The 18,463-nt window shown below is 44.2% G+C and carries 18 protein-coding genes; 14 read left to right on the plus strand and 4 right to left on the minus strand.

Features of this window, described 5'->3' with window-relative positions; all coding sequences use genetic code 11:
• Nucleotides 1-52 precede the first annotated feature (52 nt).
• The gene (locus U9M98_02560) at nt 53-361 is read left to right on the plus strand and encodes an HPF/RaiA family ribosome-associated protein (protein MEA2020578.1); all 309 of its coding nucleotides are present in this window, start codon (nt 53-55) and stop codon (nt 359-361) included.
• Between the two features lie 32 nt (nt 362-393).
• Nucleotides 394-1,086 (plus strand): FAD-binding oxidoreductase, encoded by a 693-nt coding sequence (locus tag U9M98_02565; GenBank protein MEA2020579.1) that lies wholly within the window; start codon nt 394-396, stop codon nt 1,084-1,086.
• Between the two features lie 20 nt (nt 1,087-1,106).
• Here the strand turns inward: U9M98_02565 and U9M98_02570 are convergent, their stop codons facing one another.
• Nucleotides 1,107-1,697 (minus strand): hypothetical protein, encoded by a 591-nt coding sequence (locus tag U9M98_02570; GenBank protein MEA2020580.1) that lies wholly within the window; start codon nt 1,695-1,697, stop codon nt 1,107-1,109.
• Between the two features lie 147 nt (nt 1,698-1,844).
• Here U9M98_02570 and U9M98_02575 point away from each other — a divergent pair, with 147 nt between their 5' ends.
• Both U9M98_02575 and glmS read left to right on the plus strand, forming a co-directional pair.
• Nucleotides 1,845-2,687, plus strand: coding sequence for an aminotransferase class IV (locus U9M98_02575; protein MEA2020581.1), 843 nt, complete (start codon nt 1,845-1,847; stop codon nt 2,685-2,687).
• Between the two features lie 9 nt (nt 2,688-2,696).
• Nucleotides 2,697-4,670: a glutamine--fructose-6-phosphate transaminase (isomerizing) gene (gene glmS / locus U9M98_02580; GenBank protein MEA2020582.1), complete on the plus strand. Its 1,974-nt coding sequence runs from the start codon at nt 2,697-2,699 to the stop codon at nt 4,668-4,670.
• Nucleotides 4,671-4,770: 100 nt separating this feature from the next.
• Here glmS and U9M98_02585 read toward each other — a convergent pair whose 3' ends face one another.
• A complete protein-coding gene (locus U9M98_02585; GenBank protein MEA2020583.1) occupies nt 4,771-5,469 on the minus strand; it encodes a transposase in 699 nt (232 codons plus the stop codon).
• 302 nt (nt 5,470-5,771) lie between these two features.
• Here U9M98_02585 and U9M98_02590 point away from each other — a divergent pair, with 302 nt between their 5' ends.
• From U9M98_02590 to U9M98_02600, 3 genes are all read left to right on the plus strand, one after another.
• Nucleotides 5,772-6,572 (plus strand): hypothetical protein, encoded by an 801-nt coding sequence (locus U9M98_02590; protein MEA2020584.1) that lies wholly within the window; start codon nt 5,772-5,774, stop codon nt 6,570-6,572.
• 88 nt (nt 6,573-6,660) lie between these two features.
• Nucleotides 6,661-7,371, plus strand: coding sequence for a M50 family metallopeptidase (locus tag U9M98_02595; GenBank protein ID MEA2020585.1), 711 nt, complete (start codon nt 6,661-6,663; stop codon nt 7,369-7,371).
• Nucleotides 7,372-7,510: 139 nt separating this feature from the next.
• The gene (locus U9M98_02600) at nt 7,511-7,975 is read left to right on the plus strand and encodes a VanZ family protein (GenBank protein ID MEA2020586.1); all 465 of its coding nucleotides are present in this window, start codon (nt 7,511-7,513) and stop codon (nt 7,973-7,975) included.
• Between the two features lie 181 nt (nt 7,976-8,156).
• On the opposite strand, the gene U9M98_02605 is transcribed toward U9M98_02600, so the two are convergent.
• Nucleotides 8,157-10,133 (minus strand): hypothetical protein, encoded by a 1,977-nt coding sequence (locus U9M98_02605; GenBank protein MEA2020587.1) that lies wholly within the window; start codon nt 10,131-10,133, stop codon nt 8,157-8,159.
• 426 nt (nt 10,134-10,559) lie between these two features.
• On the opposite strand from U9M98_02605, the gene U9M98_02610 reads away from it, so the two are divergent.
• The 4 genes from U9M98_02610 (at nt 10,560) to U9M98_02625 (ending at nt 14,927) form a co-directional block, all read left to right on the plus strand.
• Complete coding sequence (locus tag U9M98_02610) at nt 10,560-11,834, plus strand: hypothetical protein (GenBank protein MEA2020588.1); 1,275 nt, start codon at nt 10,560-10,562, stop codon at nt 11,832-11,834.
• A gap of 90 nt (nt 11,835-11,924) precedes the next feature.
• The gene (locus tag U9M98_02615) at nt 11,925-12,320 is read left to right on the plus strand and encodes a hypothetical protein (GenBank protein ID MEA2020589.1); all 396 of its coding nucleotides are present in this window, start codon (nt 11,925-11,927) and stop codon (nt 12,318-12,320) included.
• A gap of 533 nt (nt 12,321-12,853) precedes the next feature.
• Nucleotides 12,854-14,278 carry a PQQ-binding-like beta-propeller repeat protein gene (locus U9M98_02620; protein ID MEA2020590.1) on the plus strand — a complete coding sequence of 475 codons (1,425 nt, stop codon included), beginning with the start codon at nt 12,854-12,856 and terminating at the stop codon, nt 14,276-14,278.
• A 13-nt stretch (nt 14,279-14,291) separates the two neighbouring features.
• Entirely contained in the window at nt 14,292-14,927 is a 636-nt protein-coding gene (locus tag U9M98_02625; GenBank protein ID MEA2020591.1) for a hypothetical protein, read from the plus strand.
• 603 nt (nt 14,928-15,530) lie between these two features.
• Here U9M98_02625 and U9M98_02630 read toward each other — a convergent pair.
• Nucleotides 15,531-16,229: a transposase gene (locus tag U9M98_02630; GenBank protein ID MEA2020592.1), complete on the minus strand. Its 699-nt coding sequence runs from the start codon at nt 16,227-16,229 to the stop codon at nt 15,531-15,533.
• A gap of 138 nt (nt 16,230-16,367) precedes the next feature.
• Between U9M98_02630 and U9M98_02635 the strand changes: the two genes are divergently transcribed.
• The 3 genes from U9M98_02635 to U9M98_02645 are packed head-to-tail and all read left to right on the plus strand — an operon-like array spanning nt 16,368 to nt 18,368.
• Complete coding sequence (locus U9M98_02635) at nt 16,368-17,333, plus strand: CAP domain-containing protein (GenBank protein ID MEA2020593.1); 966 nt, start codon at nt 16,368-16,370, stop codon at nt 17,331-17,333.
• Between the two features lie 19 nt (nt 17,334-17,352).
• Entirely contained in the window at nt 17,353-17,607 is a 255-nt protein-coding gene (locus U9M98_02640) for a hypothetical protein (GenBank protein ID MEA2020594.1), read from the plus strand.
• A 32-nt stretch (nt 17,608-17,639) separates the two neighbouring features.
• Entirely contained in the window at nt 17,640-18,368 is a 729-nt protein-coding gene (locus U9M98_02645) for a DUF5667 domain-containing protein (protein ID MEA2020595.1), read from the plus strand.
• Nucleotides 18,369-18,463: the final 95 nt, after the last annotated feature.

Genomic DNA, 18,463 nt, shown 5'->3' on the forward strand with positions numbered 1-18,463 from the left:
GGTTTTTGGAACCTCGAAGGTTGAGGAATTGGCGGGATTGAAAGAACGTTTTATGAGAATACAAATAATAGGTGACGGTATGGAAATTAATGACCATATTCGTGACTTAATTGAAGACAAATTAGGTTCGCAGTTGGATAAACTGCTCAAAGATTTTGATAGGGACATTAAAACAGCAAAAGTACGGATACGTGAACATCCGGAAGGTTATGAAGTTAGCTTTGAAATGCACCTTCCGGGAAAAAAACACATTTTTGCCGAACGTGTTTCTGACCGCTTAACTTTAGCCTTTACTGAGCTTCGAGAGAGTGTAGAAAGGCAGCTTGAGCGTTATCGCGGTGATTTGATGTACGGGCGTTGAACTTGGCGAGTTTCTACTAACCTTCAATTTTTATGGAAGAAGTTGTAACTATTTTAATGACAGAATTTGTTACTCATGATGTTAAGCGGTTTGTTTTAGAGAAACCGAAGAATTACAAATTCACTCCCGGTCAAGCAACTGAAATTTCAATAAATAAACCGGAGTGGAAAGATGAACGCCGCCCCTTCACTTTTACTTCTCTCAATAAAGACAAAGTTCTCGAATTTACAATAAAAGGATACCCGGAACATAGTGGGGTTACCGAACAGCTGCACAAATTGATTCCGGGAGATGAGTTGATTGTGCGTGACCCGTGGGGAACGATTAACTATAAAGGCTCCGGTGTTTTTATTGCGGGTGGTGCAGGGGTTACACCTTTTATTGCTATTTTTCGTAGTCTTAGGGAACGCGGTGATTTGTCCGGAAATAAATTATTTTTTTCGAATAAAACCGCCCAGGATGTGATTTTGGAAAAAGAATTTCGAGAAATGTTTCCGGAGGGTGACTTAGTATTGACGCTGACTGAGGAGGAGTGTTGCGGTTACGACGATCGTTATATTGACAAAGAGTTTTTAGAAGAAGAAATTGACGATTTCTCGCAAAACTTTTACGTGTGCGGACCGCCGGGGATGGTCAGGGATATGAAAAAATATTTAAATGAGCTGGGTGCGGAAATGGATTCCGTGGTTTTTGAAGGAAAAAGCACCCGTGGTGCTAACGGTTAGCGACCACGGGTTGGGTAACGTTACAGCTGAGTTTCTAAGAGTCCCGATCCTTTTTCTATATTGATGTAGGCCCTCACGGGAATGGTGCAAAAGAGTGCGTACAGTTCGCCCCAAAGAGTAATAGTTTCCCCACTCTTTCCTGGTTTCTTGCGCATATTTAACCGGAAGTCAACCAGTCGGGGGAGGCCATTTAGACCCTCCACTTCCAAAGAAACTATGGGAGCAGGGTTCCCATGATTTTCATAACCGATTCGTGCGTTGCTCGCTAAGAGATCGAGGTCTTCGGGAAAACCCACTACTCTTAGGGTTACATTTTTCGTTATCAGTGGGGCGATAGGTACGGGAACACTAGGTGTGAATTCAATTGTTCCTTCGTACGGACCGGAAGTATTCTTGGGATTGTAATTCCTGACAATAACTGCTTTGTACGGGTTGTCACTCACGCCGTAAAAACTTTCCAGGTCTTCTCTATCTTTAGGAATTTCCCAGAGATGGTGAATCCAATACCTTTTACCGTCTTCGCAGGTGAACGCAAGTGCCACGTTCCTGTCCTCTTTTGCCCGTGTGAAAAGCTTTTCTCCGGGTCCCTTATAGATCCTTCTCGTTTGCACAGTCTTTCTCCTTGTTTTCTATAGCTCCCTTATTGGGGAGCATTTTAGTGGGAATAACGGGAATTTAATGCTACCAGAGATTGGCCTAAATTTCCATATTTTTGCGATTTGTGATAAGAGTTGATCTTCGTCGTTACATTAACCGTAATGCCCGTGTTTTATCTCAATGGAGATTTTGTTCCAGAAGAGCAAGCGAAAGTAGGGGTTTTGGATTTGGGGTTACTTCGGGGTTACGGTGTTTTTGAATTCTTACGAGCTTATTCTGGTAAGTTCTTCCTCTTGGATAAGCATTTGGAAAGGTTTTGGAACTCTGCCCGGACTGTAGATCTTGAGCCACCACTGACAAAGAAAAAGGCAAAAGAAATTTTGAACAAACTCTTGGAGAAAAATGAATTTGGAGACGCGGCAGTACGTATGGTTCTTACTGGTGGTACTTCCCCAGACGGTTTTACAAGACCGGAAAATGGCCCCAATTTTTTTATTATTGCCCAAAAATTGCACCGACTTCCTTCAGATTTTTATCGACAGGGCGTGAAACTGGTAACACTCGAACACGAGAGAATATATCCTCGGTCCAAAACCTTGTGTTATACCAAAGCTTTTGCAAATCACTCCCGCAAAGATTGCTCTGGTGCTTATGAAATTCTTTATATAAAAAACGGCGAGATCTACGAAGTCTCCACCGGCAATTTTTTCTTATTTAAAGGAGATAAACTAATTACGGCTCGAGAAGGTGTGCTGTTAGGTTTAACACGGGAGGTGGTTTTAGAATTGGCAAGAGATAGCTTTGAGATTGAGATACGTAACCTGCGGGTAGCGGAGTTAGATGATGCGGATGAAGCGTTTATTACATCTACTAATAAGGAGGTGCTTCCGGTTGTTCAAATTGATAAAACAATTATTGGAACCGGCGCTCCCGGCCCAAAAACCCAGCAGGTTATAAAAATGTTTAAGCATTTCATTTCTTTACGTGTAACGTATAACGTTTAACGTCTTCCCATGTGCGGAATTATTGCCTATAACGGAAAAAACCAAGCCTTACCCATTTTGATGGCAGGATTAAAAAGGCTTGAATACCGTGGTTACGATAGTGCGGGTGTTGGTGTGGTTAGTGAAGAGGGGATAAGCGTAGTAAAAAGGGAAGGAGAGGTTTCTCTTTTAGAAAAAGAATTGAAAACTTCCGATACTCAGGGTTCGTTGGGTATTGCCCACACCCGGTGGGCAACACACGGTGAACCAAACCACGGGAATGCACACCCGCATCTTGGTTGTGAGGGAAAGATTGCTATTGTGCACAACGGGATTGTTGAGAATTATAAAGCACTGAGAAAAATGCTTATTGATAAAGGTCACGAGTTTAGGTCTAAAACAGATAGCGAAGTATTGGTTCATTTGATTGAGAATTTTTTATATAGAGAAAAGTCCCGTCCTTCCGGGTACCCAAGGGAAAATCCGCGGGGTTTGCGGATGCAATCCCCGGGGGTTGGGGAATTGGGCAGGGAGAAGTTAGAGCAGGCAGTACGTTCTACTCTAAAATGCGTGGAGGGAACATTTGGTTTAGCTGTTATCTTTGCAGAGAGCAATAAAATAATTGCTGCTCGGCGTGGCTCACCGCTGGTGGTTGGCATTGGTGATGGAGAAATGTTTGTGGCCTCTGATGCTTCTGCACTTATGGAGCATACCAAGAAAGTTGTTTATCTAGACGAAAACGAACTGGCAGTGGTTACAAAAGACAGTTATCGAGTTAGTGACCTTGAAGGTAATTGTGTTGGAAAAGAGGTTAAGGAGATTCGGTGGTCTTTGGAGCAAATTGAGAAGGGCGGTTACAAGTATTTTATGCAGAAAGAGATTTTTGAGCAGCCAGAGGTGGTACGAAATAATCTTCGCGGGCGGTTGAAGAGCCGCGAGATTAAGCTAAGTGTTGATGTTGACACTTCTAGGCTAAGGAAAATTGTTATTACTGCTTGCGGTACAAGCTGGCATGCGGCTTTAATTGGAAAATATTTGTTGGAGGATCTTTGCAGGGTTCCAGTAGAAGTAGATTACGCTTCTGAACTTCGTTATCGCGAACCAATTATTTCTAAGGATTCTCTTTTAATTGCGATTTCCCAATCGGGGGAAACTGCAGATACACTGGCAGCACTTCGTGGGGCAAAAAGGAGGGGCGCGCAGACTTTAGGTATTGTAAACGTTGTTGGCTCTACCATTGCTAGGGAAGTGGATTCGGGTATTTATCTGCACGCCGGACCGGAAATTGGGGTGGCCAGCACCAAAGCTTTTACTACTGAGCTTTCCAGTCTGATTCTCCTTGCGTTGTATTTGAGGAATAATTACATGGGCACACCGCCGCAGGAAAAACCTCCGGAATTGGGTCTGCAGAAACCCCGGAGGTTGGGGAATGCGGCGGCCAGTATTAGGAAGTCGCCAGGTTTTAAGAAACTGTGCAAAGAGCTCTCCTCCATCCCCTTAAAAATGGAGACTGTATTGGAATACACCAAACCAGTCATGGAAGTAGCTGAACGGTTCGAGGATGCTCATGATTTCCTTTACCTCGCACGCGGTATTAATTTTCCAATTGCCTTAGAAGGTGCGCTTAAACTTAAGGAACTTTCTTATGCTCATGCTGAGGGTTATCCAGCGGGTGAGATGAAACACGGTCCCATTGCTTTGATTGAGGAGGGAACACCGGTTGTTTTTATTGCTACTACTTCAAAAACATTAGACAAAACAATTAGCAACATGGAAGAGGTTCGCGCGCGTGGAGGAGAATTAATTGCTGTAGTGGATGAGGAGTCGGAGGGAGAAGTGGGTGACCTTGCTCAACATAAATTTATAGTTCCTAAAACTCCAGAGGTCCTTTCCCCACTCCTGACCGTAATTCCCCTGCAACTTCTCTCCTATTATATTGCGGATCTAAGAGGGTTAAATGTAGATAAACCCCGCAACCTTGCTAAATCAGTGACCGTAGAGTAAATTTTAAGCCCCCGGGGCTTAAAATTGGGTAGAAACCTCTTAATGGTAGTTTGGACCTTTCTAAGCCCCGGGGGCTTAGAAGCCTTACTTAGGAGTTTGGTTACTCTAGGGTGAGGTTTTCGATGCCTAGTTTGGGGTTACCTCCTAATTTAGCTTCCACGAATTCTTTGTATTTTTCTGAACCGCCAAGAAGCTTTAGTCCCCATTTGACTTCTTTGGGATCCAAAATGAAATTACTGGTTTCTAGAAGATAAGGATCGATCCAATAGCGGTAGGAAGAATAGGGGTAGTCCTCCGGTTTTAGGGTTCCATTTTTGTTGATCTGGTTGGATAAAGGTGCGTTTAAGTGAATATATCTTGTTACCTGTAATACAGCCTGTTCGTTTGGAATTTCCTTAGATTTGTAGCGTCCTTGAAATAGACCACCTACCCGGTCGTATTTATTATTGAAGTAATGTGTATAACTATTGCATAAATCAGCCATAAAAGTTTGGACTCCTTTTTTCTTGTTTGGTTTTAACGAGAAGTGGAAGTGATTTTTAATCAGCGAATAAGAAAGGAATCGGACGCGCTGTGCTTTGGCGTCTCGTGGATTTGCCGAAAGATAAAGCTCTCTCGCTTTTTGGGATAGCCCGTTGAATTGAGCAAATGAAATGTTTTGTTCGTATCGATAGTAATCAACCGTTTGTAGGAATCTTTGGTAGTCACGGGGGCATGTAAAAATATTTCGTTTCTCCACACCACGATTGTAAATGTGATATGGAAGATCAACGCTAAATTGGCGGGGCTTTGTGACCATAGTTGTTTTTTGGACCTTGCTTTGAGCTAGCTTACCTGGCTCGATTTTATCTGTTTGGTGTTGTGGTGTCAACCTACTTTTTAAGCCCCGCGGGCTTAGAAGTAGTTGGAATAGCCGTAGTGCAGAGCTTTACAGTTCTAAGCCCCGGGGGCTTAGAGTTCCTTAGAGTTTTTAGAGTTGGGGGTTAGAATTTGTTGAGTTTTGCTGTACCTTAACAAGGTAATGTGGTAGTATATTTTCTGCTGCGAGTACTGCCCTCTTGTAATTTCCAGAGAAAAAAATTGAGAGAAAGGAGAGCTAAAATGTCGTACAAGTCTCGGCGGTTAGGGGCGGTCCCTTATGTTCCGCTACCCTCAGTGGAAATGCTGTTGGAAAGCTTACTTTCGTCACGCATTGTGGGTGAGAAGATGGAGGAATTGGAAGAAGAAGTTGCTATTCTTTTACCAGCTTTTGTTGCAGAGAGTCTGAGCAGTTTTGTATCTGCTACCCACAAATATCTGATTGGGGAGATAATCGACTCCTTGAAGAGTTTGGTGGTTTATTACGAAACACAGGAGGAGGCAACTCCTGTTGTTTTTGAAAGCGATTTGAAAAAGCTCCAACATGCGGGAGAAGTTTTGAAGGAAGTTGTTCAGGTGTTGGAAGCAAGTGGGGCGGAAGAAGAAGTACAGTATGAGCTTTCAATGCTAGCAGAGCTTTTGGAATCTCAAGAACGTGGGAAAGGACTCTTGATGGTTTTGGAGACTCTGGAGGCTTTGCAAAGCTTGTCGAATGATTTGCAGGATGCTATTTCCTGTTATGAATATATTATGGATAACTGGTGGCAGGAATATGAGGAGTGGCAGGAAAGAATTGAGGCCAGAGCAGAATCAGAAGTGGAGGAAAGGATCGAAAGCCGGGTGGATTTAGAAGCGACAAAGAAGGCTAAGGAGATTTTACACGAAGATATAGAAAGTATTGTAGACGAGGTGATTCGCATCTTTGCAGAAGAGGGCTTGCTGTCGGAAAGTTACAATTCTTTTTCCGACCTCCCACCTCTCTTGAAGGCTACTATTGTACGTGTGGTAGTAAATCCTGTACAGGAGAAACGCTGGGGTTGGTAATAACCTTATTTTGACAAACAGCGGCCCTGCGTGAGTTACTACAGAATTTTGAGGTTAAATCAAACAGAAATAGAAAGGAGAAAAACAGATGCGCACTTTAATTTGGTATTTGGTTTCCGTTGGTCTGTTGGGAATTGTTTTGGCAATTCACGAGGCAGGTCACTTTGCTGTTCATAAATTGGTGGGTATGCCCGTGCGGGGTCTATGGGTTGGGCTACCTTTGGGAGATTTGCGGTTGACTTTCCGGATCAAATCTCTTCCAGTGCACATTACTCCGCTGTTGTTCGGTGCGGGAATAGATGTTCGGGAGAAGATTTGGTGGAAGAAGCCTTATTGGAAACGGGTGCTAATTCTTTTGTACGGACCTGCCTTTAATTTTATTGCTGTGTTTTTGCTTTGCGTGTTGTTTCCGCATCTTGGCGGTTTGAAATTGGGCGCAGCAGCAGTATGGGCAGGGTTAACTGCACCGTGGCAAATGGTTTCTATGTTTCGTTCTGGAGATATTGCGTTCTCGGACGTTTCCGGACCGGTAGGAGTAGTTGAACAAGGTGTACGTTGTTTGCAGACCGATCCTTTACTTGGCGCCTTTCTTTGGTTTGTCCTCCTCTCGGTCTCTTTGGGTGGGGTTAATTTGCTCCCTTTACCTGCCTTGGATGGGGGGCAGGTGGTAGTATCGGTATTGGAAAAGTGGGGACTGCCTGTGAGGTGGGCAAAGGCTTTGACCAAAATGTTCTTTGTTTTCCTCTTGGCGGTTTTAGTCTTGCTCACAGTTAAAGACTTTGTGCAGTTAGTTACTTAGATATTGGAAAACTGGATAGCCGGTTTTCCAATATCCTTCTTTTTTTAAATCCCTTCTTAGTTACTTAGAGGCTTGTAATGAAAATAAAAGCTCTCCCGGTTTTCTTGTTATCATGTGGTTCTTTGATATTATTAGGAGGATGAAATTTAAAAGGACTTTGAAAAACTGGGGACCAGTTCTTTTTTGGGCTCTGCTTATTTTTATTGGTTCTTCTCTGCCCGCTCCTGAGATTTCAAAGGTTGGTTGGGTATCTTTTGCTGTTACTTCTTTTGTTCATTTTGTTGAGTTTTCCATCCTTTCTTTTTTAATTTTCCGTGCTTTGTATTTTGCGGAACGTGGTCCTGAAGAAATTTTGGAACAAGTAAAAAGAACAGTAAAAACTCTTCGCTTTGGGTTAAAGCCATTTTTTTTCCGTTTATTTTGGGAACTTTTTGTGCCCAAGAAGTTGTTAGCGGCTATTTTGATTACTGTTATTTACGCAGCTGCAGATGAGTTACATCAATGCTTTGTCCCCACCCGTGTTTGTAGTTTTTGGGATTTCTTCTTTGACAGCTTTGGTGCTGTTGTGGGTGCTGTTCTTGCTAAGTTGATTCTATCTTTTTAATCAAGTTTTTTAAAAGTTTTATTTTTGATCTTTGCTGGTGTCTACGGTGTTCTTCTAAGTTCTAGGGTTGGGTTTTTATTGAAGAACAAAAAAAAGCCCCCGAAGCTCTTGGGATCAATGATTCGATCCAAAAGCCTCGAGGGCGATAGTCTCTCCTTTCGGAGTTTAAATTGTTACTGATCTACTCCAGTGGGAAATTCTGAATTCCAGCCCACTGGCCGAGCCACCAATAACAGGTTCCAATATCGGTAAGCAAACCCGTTCCGTTTAGGTGCTCTGCGTAAGAACGGGTTTCTTTGGCACCGGTTAGCCGAGTTAGGCTGTTGCCCTGGCTTGTAACAGTTACCGTTACCCCTTCCGCGAGTGTGGCTCCAACTCCCATGCGGTGACCACGGATGTGGCCGTTGTACACAGCCCAACCGTAGGCGGGCAGGTCTAATCTTCCGTCGCCGGTAAAGTCGCTACCCTCGTACAGAGGGTTGCACCTTCCGGCTACGCAGACCTCACCGATTAGCTCTCCTGGGTAGGGATAAAGGCTTCCCAGACTGGCGTCTGGTTCCTTTATTTCTTCCTCCTCCAGAACCAAAGTATTTCTCAGCCAGCCGCAGTAGACTCCTTGGCCGCGCTGTACGCGGGGGCAAACCAGACCGGTGTTGTTTTTCATGGGGGTACCCTCTACCACTTCGACTTCCCAGCTTGCGTTGTAAGTTTCGGCAAGCCAGTCGAAGGGGCTTTGGATAAAATATCCGTTGATGCTCAAGGGTGGGAATTCTGCGGCCAGCGCACCGAAACTCTTGCCGACGTTGTCATTCCACACAGTGGCTCCAGCTACCCCGTCGTAGCCGTCTGCAGAGAAGTACTCGCTCCTATAGATCGCTTCTCCGTCCGGACTGGTCAGGTGAGCTTTAAAGGCGGCCCCTTGGACCCCCACCTCTTCTTCCGGTCCGCCGTAAGCGGCGCAAGTTTTGTCGAATAGCGCGCCTTCTACGGTGCGGAGGTCGGAGAGGTGATAGATACGTGCGATCCAGCGCATTCTCCAATCGTTGCTTTCTTCGTAGTGGTTTACTGTGGCAGCGATAGTGCCGCAAGGTGCCACTACAGTCTTCCGAAGGTAGAGGTCACCTCGGATGTGATCCCTCTCCTCCTCTTCTTTTCCAAAGGAGAATATGCAGCCCGAGCTGCTCCACTCTCCGTCACCAGTCTTGTATTGAATCTGGTATTTGGTGTCAGGGTGGAAGCGTGCGGTGAAGCAGGCTTTTCCGTCAGTGACCTGAACTTCGTCACCTACGGCTTCGCCTGTTGAGTAGATTACGAGTCGAGCTGTATCTCCCTCGCCGGTGGCGCAAGTTGTTATCTCGCGTCCCTCGGTAGGAAGCTCAGTTTTCGGAGCATCGACCGCGTAGCATGCTCCCGGCTCATAACCCTTCCATTCGGTCTTCTGCTCTGTATCGCAGAGATAATCGGTATCATATGCGTCGTAGCGATACCGTTCGAGTTCCCGGTAGAAGTCACCCTGCACGGGGTCCCAGGTCCAGTCCTGGATAACTTTCCACTCGCTCCACTCAGTCATTTCTGTACAGAGTTGGTACCCTTGCCATTCCTTCTCTTGCTTCTTGTCGCAAAGGTAATCCTGATCGTACTTGTCATACCTCTCGTACTTCAGGATTCGGTAGAAGTCCTGCGCGATGGGGTCCCACTGCCAGTCACCGGTTTCGACCAGTACCCACTCGGTCATCTCTGTGCAGAGTTCGTAAACACACTCCCCACAGATCTCGTACCAGGATATGTCTTTGCATTCTGGTCCTTTGTTGTCGTCTTCCCAGTTTTCTGCGACCCACCATTTACTGCCCTCGTAACCGATGGTAAAGCAGTCATTGGACTCTTGGTAGGTTTCGGTTCCCGCTTTTACGGTAACACTGGTTACCGCAACCGTTCCTGGGCAATTATCCCAATCCTCGGCGAGATCTCCGCTTGCTTCCTTGAAGGCGTCGGTGACGTCTACTTTGAAGCATTGCTCAGTATATATTTCGTTGTTTGTCTGCGAAGATACTGGCACCTTGGCTGGCTCGGCAGTTGCGGTTGCAATAGCAATCCCCGTTACTGTAAGCGTGAAGACTGCTAGAAATGCCACACTTCGGTAAATCCATCTGTTTTTCACTTTGCCTCTCCTTTTTCTGTTCTTGCTTTTACTTTACGGAATTATGTTTCAGTCTTAAGCTTCTTTACAGCTCCACCTCCTTTTCTTCTCTCCATTAGATCCAGCTTGTTAAAGTGCGAGAGTTGTTGAAACTCTTTTGAAAGCGCGCTTCTATAGTACCTTAAAACGCTGAAGAAGTCAACTTTATAGGGTTAATTTTCAGATTTAGTATTTGTGTGTTTTAGTGTAGGATACCTGACAACTAAAGAGACTAAATTAAAGAACTAAAATAGAGCAGTTTCTTTTTGCTCTCCTTCCTATAAGATGGTAAGATTAAAGCTAGGTTAACTGCACTTTAATTTTTGAATTTAAATAAGGTTAGAACACTGGAGCCATGGGAGGTTGGTAATTTCGGCTATTTTGGTTGCGCCGGCGAGTGCTAAATGGATGGCTTATTTGGTAGCAGTTGTGGTGGCTTGGAAATATCCGTTGACACGCGATCAGCACCGAGAAGTTCAAAGGGAAGTGCGCAAGCAAAGACACAAAACAGAGCAGGGTTCAGGAAACAGGAGGTGGGTAATGAAAGTTCAGAGAGTAGAAACTGAGAAGGATGTTTGGAAGTTTATTCAAGTCCAATTTGAGATTTACAGGGGAAACCCGTATTGGATTCCTCCCATGATTTCAGATGTGGAGTTTGTGTTGGATCGGGAAAACAATCCGTTCTATAGTCATTCCCAAGCTGAGTTCTTTATGGCAAAAGAGCAGGGGCAGGTCTTGGGAAGGGTAGCTGTGCTTGACCACAGCCTTTATAACAAATACCACCAAAGCAAAACAGCTTTTTTCTACTTATTTGAAGCTGTGGATAATTTGCAGGTGGCAAGGCTACTTTTTGCAGCTGCAATTGATTGGGCTAGGCAGCATAGTCTAAGGAAGATGATTGGTCCCTTGGGTATGCATGCTGGGGATGGACACGGAGTTTTAGTAAGAGGGTTCCGCCGCCGACCGGGGATGGGAATTTCCTGGAACTTTCCTTATTATGAGGGCTTGCTTGAGCAAGCTGGGTTTGAAAAGCTGGTGGATAGCTTTTCTGCTCAGGTTTCAATAAGAGATGCACTTGAGAAAAACCGAGCACGTATTCAACGCATTCGACAGGTTGCCAAGAAGGTGAAAAAACACCGCGGTTTTAGGATTATGACTTTCGACAGCAAACAGGAAGTTCGAAAGCAGGCGACTCGCCTGGTGCCGGAGTTGAAGAGAGTCTACAACAAATCCTTTGCCGGTCTCCCTCTCTTTTGGCCCATGGATGAAGAAGGGATGCAAAGGGTTGTTGACCGCTTTTTAGCTATTGCTGATCCGCGTCTAATTAGGTTGGTGATGAAAGGTGCGGATGTGGTGGGGTTTGTCCTTACCTATCCAAATATAGTACCGGGGATCCGGCGAGCCGGGGGTAAGCTGTGGCCGTTGGGTTGGCTGTGGATTATGCTTGAGCGCTACCGCTCTAACTGGATGGATCTTAATGGAATTGGAATTCTTCCAAAGTACCAGGGCTTGGGTGCTGCTATTGTGTTGTACGCTGAGCTGGCAAAGATTTTGGAAGAAAGCCGGTTTGAGTGGGCAGTGGCGAATCAGGTTTCTGAGAAAAATGTCGAGAACTTACGCGAGGTGCAGGCATTTGGTGTAGAGTTTGATCGTGTTCACAGGGTGTACCAGCGCCTGCTCTGAATTAGTGAGGGGGATATAGGTGGATCAAAGAACCAAGTTTGATGTTAAAGCACTTGGTGGTCAAGAGTACTAAATTAAGGCGGTGAAAAAATGTTGGAGCAAGAGAAGCTGGTTTTGGTTCGGGAGCAGGATGTGGGATGTGCTCAGACTTTTAAGTTCTTGTTGCAAAGCGCGGGTTACTCGGTTCGAACTGTTCTGGACTCACAGGGGTTTCCTGCTGATTTGGCAGAGACGCCCGTAGCGGTAATCACCTTTTGGGGAACCACTCCTTTAGGGGAGGAGCACCCCTTGTACGGATTATCTTCGCGGGCGTTCTGTTCAGCATGCATTTCTAGGGAAATTCCTTTTGTCATTGTTACGCGCTGGCCGCACGCTGTGCCAGAACATTTTGCAGAAAGAGCGGCTGCTGTATTGGAGAAGGTAGTTGATATCCAGGAGCTTTGCCAAATAATCTCGAATCTTTCTTCGGAAGCAGATTCGGTTTAGCTTTGTTCATTACCCTTCGGGTTAGAAGTTTCAGAAGTTTATGTTCTGAAGCCCGAAGGGTTTATTCATGATTTATGTTTCATAAATCATGAATCGTATTCTTGCTTCTTCTTTACCAAAACCTCCAAGGATTAGACAAGCTAAACCTTGCAGGGTTCTCTGGCTCAGTTGCATATCTACCGTATATCTATCGTTTATCCACCGTATTTCTTATCTTCTATCCTCTATGCTCTTCTTTTCTCTTGTTACGAATTAGGAGTCTCCTGTTCCTTCTTTTTCCCATTTGCATAAATTTGCAGTATTAAATTTGCATCTATTCGCTATTACAGGTCTTGACAACCTCATATAGTTATTATAAGTTAAAACTAGGTTACAGATAACCTATATGAAAATTTCCTACCAGAAAAATTTAAAAACATTTCTTGGGCCAGCTCAGTTGAGCTGGCTTTTGCTTTTTTTAAATTGATTGCTGCTGCACCTTGAAAATCTAAAAAATTAAGCACCGATAGTTAGATACAAAAAGGAGGTTTGTGGTGAAGAAGGAAAAAGTTGGTTGGGTTGTTTTGGTTGTGGTCACTGTGGTTGGTTTGGCGTGTTTTAGTTGCGCTTCTTTAGTAGTGTTCCAATTAACAGGGGAGCGCAAAGTTGAAACAGTTTACACTAGCGTACCGGAAGAGACAGCTGTTCGCGTGGTTGGTGGTACTCTTACACCCACTGTGGAAGTTACAGGTATCCCCGAGTTTTTGTGGGATGATCCTATGGCGCAGGAACCGTGGGTTGATGGGGAAGCTGCTTACCTGGTTGATGCTGAGGGTGTTGTTGGTGCCCTACACTTGCCTAGCCGAACACGGATTTGGGCTTGGGAGTACTTTGAGAGAGCAGAAAGAATCTTTGCTCAGAATAGGGATAAGCTTTTTGTTCTAAGATCAGATAACCGAGTGTATGCTTTGGACAAAAAGACAGGGGAAACAGCTTGGAAGCTTCGTTTTTCCTCGGATGACGTGCTAGAGGATTTTGAATTGGATAACGAGAGGTTATACCTCACAGTTACTAGTAAGAACAGAGGGCTCATGGGTGGTTATGATCATTTCCTGAGAGCCTATGATATTGGTAGTGGAGAGGAACTGTGGCTTGATGTTTTAAGAAGTCCCACATCTTACCTAGTTTCTGATAGTTATGTGTTTGCTACCGATCCTGAAGGAGAAGCTTCTGTTTTGGATGCAGAAAGAGGTGGGGTTCAAGCAACAGTTCCGGGGGAGGCTAGGTGGTACTGTTTGGGGGTTACTAATGGAGTTGCTTTTTTTGTTCCAGCTTCTAAGGGAATTGGGGGGTTTGACTACCAAGTAGGCGAGGTTCTTTGGACGCGGGAGCAGTCATATGTGAGAACAGAGGCAATTCCTCAAGAGGGTAAGGTTTTAATCAGAGATGGACACGGTACCTACGGATTGCTAGAAGCTAGGACTGGCAAGCTTCTCTGGGATACAGATGAGCAAAGAAATGTAGAGTATGTTGGTTTTTTGGAAGACCTTGTCTTTTTGGTGAAGTCGGATATTGGTGAGACTGGAGCAGTGGATTTGGAAAGCGGGCAAGTGCGGTGGGTCAACGATGAAATGTTAATTGATTGGCCAATTGCTACTACCCAGCACGGCTTGCTTCTTGCTCGTCAGAGACCGGGTTATCTCTACCTTGTAGATCCGAAAACAGGAAAGTTTGTGTGGCGGTTTGCACACGATCTTGAGGATAATCAGACGTATATTTCGGATGCGCTTCTTATTGAGGACGAGGTCTTGGTTGCGGCAGGCAGTTACCTTTACCTCTTGGACTTGGAAACTGGCGCAACAAAGTGGAAGATGAAGCTGGGGAGATTTTGGGAACTGCGAAGTTTGCATAGGTCTCCCGACTTGATTGTAATGACAGCTGACGATTACATGGCTGTTCTTCACTATACTCCAGAGTAAGATGAGGAGGTCTATGAATAAGTATAAGATTTTGCTTGTGGTTTTGGTGGGGATCCTGCTGGTTGTGTGTGTGCGAGCAGGGTCTCCACCTTCTGCTAGATATTTTCTTAACCCGAAGGAATTGAAATACCTTCGCACGTTAAGAGAGGTGCGCGCAAATTACGGGTTTTTCAATGCAGCACTACAGCTGAAGTTACACGCAGCAACTACAGACTGGCGGGAGTCAGATTGGCAACAAGAGGTAGAAGCTGCGCTTCTTGGTTGGGAAGTAACTGGCAAATATTTACGAAGCTTGGATCCACCGGAAAACTACGAAGCACTTCATGCAAGATTGGTGGAGATAAGCTATAACTACGAAAAATGCGCTAAGCTTACTAGGCAAGCTTTTGGGCTCGAATCGCTCTATATAGAAAGAGTAGATGTTCAAAAGTTAGGAAAAGCTTCTCAAGTAGCGGAAGAAATACAAAGCTCTTGGCAAGAGCTAGATCCCTACTTGGAAAGTCTTTTTCGACAATTGCCGGGAAAGCCAAGGCAAGATGATTTTGAAAAGAATAAGCTTTTAGCGTCTGAAGCAATACCCCTTGGGTTGTTCTTGCCCAGAACCCAAGGGTTTTTTTTATCTTCTAGTTTTTTATTATTTTGTGCTTGACAATCAGGTTCTATTTTGCTTATATAGATTTACAAAACGGCTTTGTTTTACTTTGTATGAGCCTGCCCCGGAAGGGGCTCTGATTTTTATGTCTAGCCTTTTATGGCATATAATTAATTTAACTAAATATTATCTTGAGGCTTCTATTGCCGAAAGATGTTCTTTAGCCACGCTATAGCGTGGCTTTTTTGATGGGATCTTAGTGATTCTCGACTTTAGGTCGGAAGAGCTTAGAAAGCATCAATCCTGAGCGAGCGAAGTGTTTCGAAGGATAAGAGGCCCCAGCCGAGGAATTTCTATTTTTGGTGTGCCTGCGCGATCCCCCAACCTCCGGGGTTGGATCCGCAGAAACCCCGGAGGTTTTTCCTTGCGCAGGCCGCGTCGAAGGGTAGTTTGCAACCTAAGAATCCTTTAGGGTTGATCTGAATTTGCGTTAATTCGCGTGACGCAAAGGATCTTATATCCTTATTGATTTGCGTCAATTAGTTAATTAGACCTCCGAGGTATATTAACCCTATCCCCAAAGCGTTTCTAAGTACATCTCGTAAGCACCTTACAAAAAAACCATAACCACGGCGTGGATAGACCTCTGAGGTCTATTCTCTATTCTATAACTAAGCGTTCAATTCCTAGTTTCGGGTTTTTGTTTAGCTGGGCTTCGACAAATTGTTCATACCCTTTGGGTCCTTGGACCTGGTTCCTGAAATTTATAATTTCAGAATAGGCTAAGTCTGGTCCAGAAGTGTCTTGAAATGTTGGAGAGATCCAAACAGGGTAGGAGGAATACAAATAATCTTCTGGGTTAAGATAAACCTCCGGGTTGGCTTTTTTTGATACGGAAGGGTTGAGGTGAACATATCTAGTTACGTTGAGTATACTCTGTTCGTCAGGTAGCTCCTTGGCTTTGTAAGTTCCCTGAAAAAGACTTCCTAATCTGTCATATTTTGTGTTGAAGAATCGGGAATGACTGTTAGAAATATCTGAAATAAACCGGGTGATCCCGTCTTTTTTGGCGGGTTTAAGAACAAAGTGGTAGTGGTTAGGCATTAGACAGTAGGCTATTAGTTTAACTCTGAGGCGTTCAATACTTCTTGGGTTGATTTGTTCGTAGACCTGTTTTGCTTTGGGTTCGAGGCTTTTATATTGTGCAAAACAAGTTCTCTGCTTGTAAAGATAAAAGTTGATGGCGTCCAAGAAGCGCTGGAAATCACTTTCTTCTTCAAAAATATTGCGTTTCTCCACCCCACAGTTATAAATGTGGAAGTATTGGTTGGTGTCAAAGGCTCTTGGTTTTGTAGCCACACTTATAGTTAATTTAACCTCTTAAGTTTTTAAGGTCAAGGTCCTTTTCTTAGACCTCCGAGGTTTTCTTAGACCTCCGAGGTCTATAAGAGGGGGGGGTTGGTTTTGAGAGGGGGTTTTGGTACAATTTGAAATGTAATGCCGAGAGTATACCCGCCCAGTTTTGTTAAGAAACAAGTCCTGCCCGATTCTGACGGTACCCATCGCGCTGGTCTTATCCAAAGACCGGCTCTTATTGCTTATTTTTCCTTCTTTGCGTTGCTTTTTCTTACTTTAGTTGGATTGGATGCTCAATTTCCTGGAGTTTTGGGTTATGCTACTGATATTTCTTCTAGGGAAGTAATTGAGCTTACTAATCAGGAGAGGGCAAAGCTGGGCCTTTCGCCGCTAGAATCAAATGCTGTTTTAAAACAAGCTGCAGAGGCTAAGGCCCGGGATATGTTTTTAAAAGATTATTGGGCGCACAACTCTCCTGATGGCTTAGAGCCGTGGGATTTTATTGATCAGGCTGGTTATGTATACCTTTCAGCTGGAGAGAATTTGGCAAAAGATTTTGACCACTCTGCTTCTGTGGTTAGAGCTTGGATGAATTCTCCTACTCACCGCGACAATATTGCAAACTCACAGTTTGAAGAGATAGGTGTGGCTGTGGTAAATGGTGAATTAAATGGTTTTAAGACTACCTTGGTAGTTCAGATGTTTGGTACGCCCCAGCCTTCGTATTTGGCTAGTGTGGGTGGGGAAGAGAGTGGGGAGGCAGCACAGGTTTCAGTTGCTGGAGAAGAGTTAGATACAAGTCAAGCAGAGCCACAAGAAACGGAGATTGAGCTTGCTCCTCAGGAGAGCCACCAGCCTTCAATAACTGGTCAAGCTTTTGCTGGTACCCCAATGGCTCAGAGATTTGAGGATTTTAATTGGCGAGATTTTGCTCTTACTGGTGGGTTTGTTTGTGCTGCTTTTCTTGCAATACTATTTCTCTTAGATGCTGTAGTAGTTTCTAAGCGGAGAGATCTTCGTCTTACTTTGAGAACATTGGCGCACCTTGCTTTTCTTGGATTTTTGCTTTTTGGTATTTGGTATTCGCAAGTAGGTACTGTACTATAGAAAGTAATGCTTAGTTAAGATGGGAAAAACACTTTATGCTTTATTTTACATAGCTTTGTTCGTGGTTTTGTTGCTAGGTGGCTTTTTGCTTTACTTTTTCCGGGGCCAACCCGCGCTGCAGTTATGGGTAGTAATTGGGGCAGCAATTTTTTATATTGTGTGGGGTGCTGCTCATCATATTTTGGAAGATGAATTTGATTGGGAGGTGCTCTTAGATTATTTGTTGATTGCTGGGTTAGTTATAGTAATTTTCCTTCTGGCAGTACGTTATTAAATTGTGCGGGTTTGGTTGACAGTTTCCTAATTATGAATAGGCGTGTTGCTACCTTTTTTCTTTTCCTTTTCTTGAGTCTTGCTAGTTTAGCAGTGTTTCCTCTTTGCGTTTATGCAGAGGAAGAAAAGGATACTAGTAGTTTTTCTGAAGTAAAAATTGAATTTTCTTTGTCTGAAAAGCCCTTGGTTAGGGTTATTCCCGGCTCCCCGCTGGGTTTGTTGAGATTAGCATGGGAAAGGACTCGAATTTTTTTCGAAAGTAGCTCGCGGGAAAAAGCTTTGTTAGCAATACAGTTTGCAGGGAAACGGTTGGGGGAAGCAATACAAGTAGCTACGAGAAGGGAAAATGTGGAGAGAATAGAGAAAATTTACCAAGAGCGAGCCAAGCTTTTGGAGGAGTCGTATAAACATGCCGGGGACGATCCTGAGGTTAGAAAAGAATTGCTTCAGCAGTTGGTACTGGGGGAAAATGTTTTGGAAAGTTCCAAAGAGAATTATTCTAGCCCGCAGGCTTTGGAAAAGCTGCAAGATTTGTCAAAGAGGCAAAGAAATTGGGTTCAAAGTTTGGAATATGGCTTAAGCGCAGAGTCGGAGGGATTTTTTGATCTGGAAAAAATAGCTACTCTTGAAAGCTCTTTGTCGGCAGAAGTTTTGGGGCAGCAAGATTTAGAGGAAAGCTTTATTTTTCGCGTTGTTAAATTTTTATTTGGTACTAGAAACAAGCTTGTTTCCCCTCTTCAAACTCCTAAAAGAATAGACTAGATTTTGGATTTTTGCTGGTTTGTGCTAACCTTTTATTTACAGTTTTGGTTATACCTTATTGGAAACCCCTTTCTATTTGTGTGGTTTCTTTTTAA

The sequence above is a fragment of the Patescibacteria group bacterium genome, assembly GCA_034659915.1.
In the GTDB taxonomy this organism is placed as follows: domain Bacteria; phylum Patescibacteriota; class WWE3; order JAUXAW01; family JAYEID01; genus JAYEID01.